Consider the following 2586-nt stretch of genomic DNA (forward strand, 5'->3'; position numbering starts at 1 on the left):
CATATCATTGCACGTTATCACGTTATACAGCCCCTACAAAGTTTGCCGCTTGCGGGTGCGACAAACTACGTCCACAAGCCTAATTCCTCCCGCCAGCATGGGCTTTGCCTGTGAGTTTGCTTGGCCAACTCGAGGCTTTCCGAATTATTTGCAGGAGCATCCCGCCATGTCACCGCACATTACGCCTTGTCATGTCACATAGGTCCTATAAAGTCTGCGGCCCACTGGTGTAAGAAACTGCAATCGCAAGCCCAACTCCTCCCGCCAGCACGGGCTTTGCCTATGAGTCAGCTTCGCCAACGCAGCGCCCCGCGATTTGGGCACAGGGTTACGCTGGGGGCTTGAAGTTTGGAGCGGGTTGTGGTAGTATAGGGGATGGTTCTTCATTCTTTTGGATTTGGGAAGGTATCGGACATGAAAATTGTAATCGTGGGCGACGGCAAGGTGGGATGGGCCCTGACCGTCCAGCTGGCAAAGGAAGGCCATGACGTGGTGGTGATTGACAGCAACCGCCTGGTGCTGGAGGAGGCCCAGAAGTCGCTGGACATCAGCGTGGTGCACGGCAACGGCGCGACCATCAAAACCCAGAATCAGGCCAATGTCAGCGGCAGCGACCTGCTGATTGCCGCCACCTCGGCTGATGAAACCAACCTGCTGTGCTGTATCACCGCCCACAAGCTGGGCTGCGCCCACACCATCGCCCGGGTGCGCAACCCCGAGTACTACGCGCAGCTCTACGACTGGAAGGACGAGCTGGGCCTGTCTATGATGATCAACCCCGAGCTGGCCACTGCCAGCGAGATTTTCCGGCTGCTTCAGTACCCCTCCTTCCTCCGGCGGGACTCCTTTGCCAAGGGCCGGGTGGAAATTGTGGAGATTGAGCTGAAGGAGGACAGCTTTCTGGACGGCTGCAAGCTTATGGACTTTGACAAAAAGGTGAAGGTCAAGGTGCTGGTGTGCGCTGTGCAGCGGGACAACCAGGTGTTTATTCCCGACGGCAGCTTTCAGCTGAAAAGCAGCGACCGGCTTCATGTCACCGCACCCAGCGGCAACCTGGCCAAGCTCATCCGCAACCTGGGCATGAGCCAGCGGAAAATACGGGACGTGATGATTATTGGCGGCAGCCGCATTGCCTTTTACCTGGCCGCCGAGCTGCTGCGCGCCGGCGTGGGCGTAAAGCTGATTGAAAAGGACCCCGAACGCTGCCAGGAGCTGTCAGACTCGCTGCCCAAGGCCGTCATCATCAACGGCGACGGCTCGGACCGGAATATTCTGGACACCGAGGGCCTGGCCCAGAGCGACGCGGTAGTCACCCTCACGGATTTTGACGAGGAGAATCTGATCATCTCCATGTACGCCAACTTTTTGGGCATCTACAAGGTCATCACCAAAATCAACCGCACCGAATTCAACGAGGTCCTCACCGGCAAGGGCATCGACTGCGCCATCAGTCCCAAAGAGCTGTGCACCAGCGATATCATGCGCTATGTGCGGGCCATGGGCAACCGCAAGGGCGGCTCTGTCACCACCCTGCACCGCATTGTGGAGGACCGGGTGGACGCCCTGGAATTCCAGGTGGGCAAGGGGCTGTGGTTTTTGGGCCAGCCCCTGATGAAGCTGCGACTGAAGCCAGGCACTCTGCTGGCCTGCATCAACCGCCGGGGCCGCAGCATCATCCCCGGAGGCAGCGACGCCATTGAGGCAGGCGACTCGGTGATTGTGGTGGCTGCCGCCGACAGGGCCATTCAGGACCTGCGGGACATTTTTGTGGACTGAGGCGAGGCGGCTTATGAATTATCGAATGATTTTCCGGCTGATCTGCTATATTCTGCGGGTAGAGGCCGTGTGCCTGCTGCCCTCGGTGGGCATTTCCCTGTTCTACCACGAGACCCCGGCGCTGCTGGCCACTGCCGCGGCAGTGGTGGGCTCGGCCTTATTCAGCCTGCTCACCTACCTCTTTCCCCCAAAAGACAAGCAAATCGGGGCCCGGGAGGGCTTTCTCAGCGTGGCCCTGTGCTGGGTGGTGGTGTCTTTGGTGGGGGCCCTGCCCTTCTGTCTCAGCGGCGCGGTGCCCAGCTATGTAGACAGCCTGTTTGAGACTGTCTCCGGCTTTACCACCACCGGGGCCAGCATTCTCACAGACATTGAGGCCATGCCCATGGGCCTGCTCTACTGGCGCAGCTTTACCCACTGGCTGGGCGGCATGGGCGTGCTGGTGTTCCTGCTGGCGGTCATCCCCATGGGCAAGGGCAAAAACTCTCTGCTCCATGTTATGCGCGCCGAGAGCCCTGGCCCCCAGGTGGACAAGCTGGTGCCCAAGCTTCAGGACAGCGCAAAAATTCTTTATGCCATTTATATCGGGCTCACTCTGCTGCAGGTGGTGTTGCTGCTGCTGGGGGGCATGCCCCTGTTCGACGCCCTGACCACTGCCTATGGCACGGCGGGCACAGGCGGCTTTGCCATTAAAGGGGACAGCCTGATGGGCTACAGCACCTATCTGCAAGCTGTCTGTACGGTGTTTATGGCGTTGTTCGGGGTAAATTTCAGCATTTCTACCTGATCCTCCTCCGCCAGTTCCTGAAGGTG

At 59.2% G+C, this 2586-nt stretch carries 2 protein-coding genes; both read left to right on the forward strand.

All coding sequences use genetic code 11. The features are described from left to right. Nucleotides 1-414: 414 nt before the first annotated feature. A complete protein-coding gene (trkA, locus tag ACTO5E_RS10760; protein WP_482303542.1) occupies nucleotides 415-1776 on the forward strand; it encodes a Trk system potassium transporter TrkA in 1362 nt (453 codons plus the stop codon). A 13-nt stretch (nucleotides 1777-1789) separates the two neighbouring features. Next, a complete protein-coding gene (locus ACTO5E_RS10765; protein WP_482303544.1) occupies nucleotides 1790-2560 on the forward strand; it encodes a potassium transporter TrkG in 771 nt (256 codons plus the stop codon). The last annotated feature ends 26 nt before the right edge of the window (nucleotides 2561-2586 follow it).

It is taken from the genome of Acutalibacter sp., assembly GCF_056800975.1.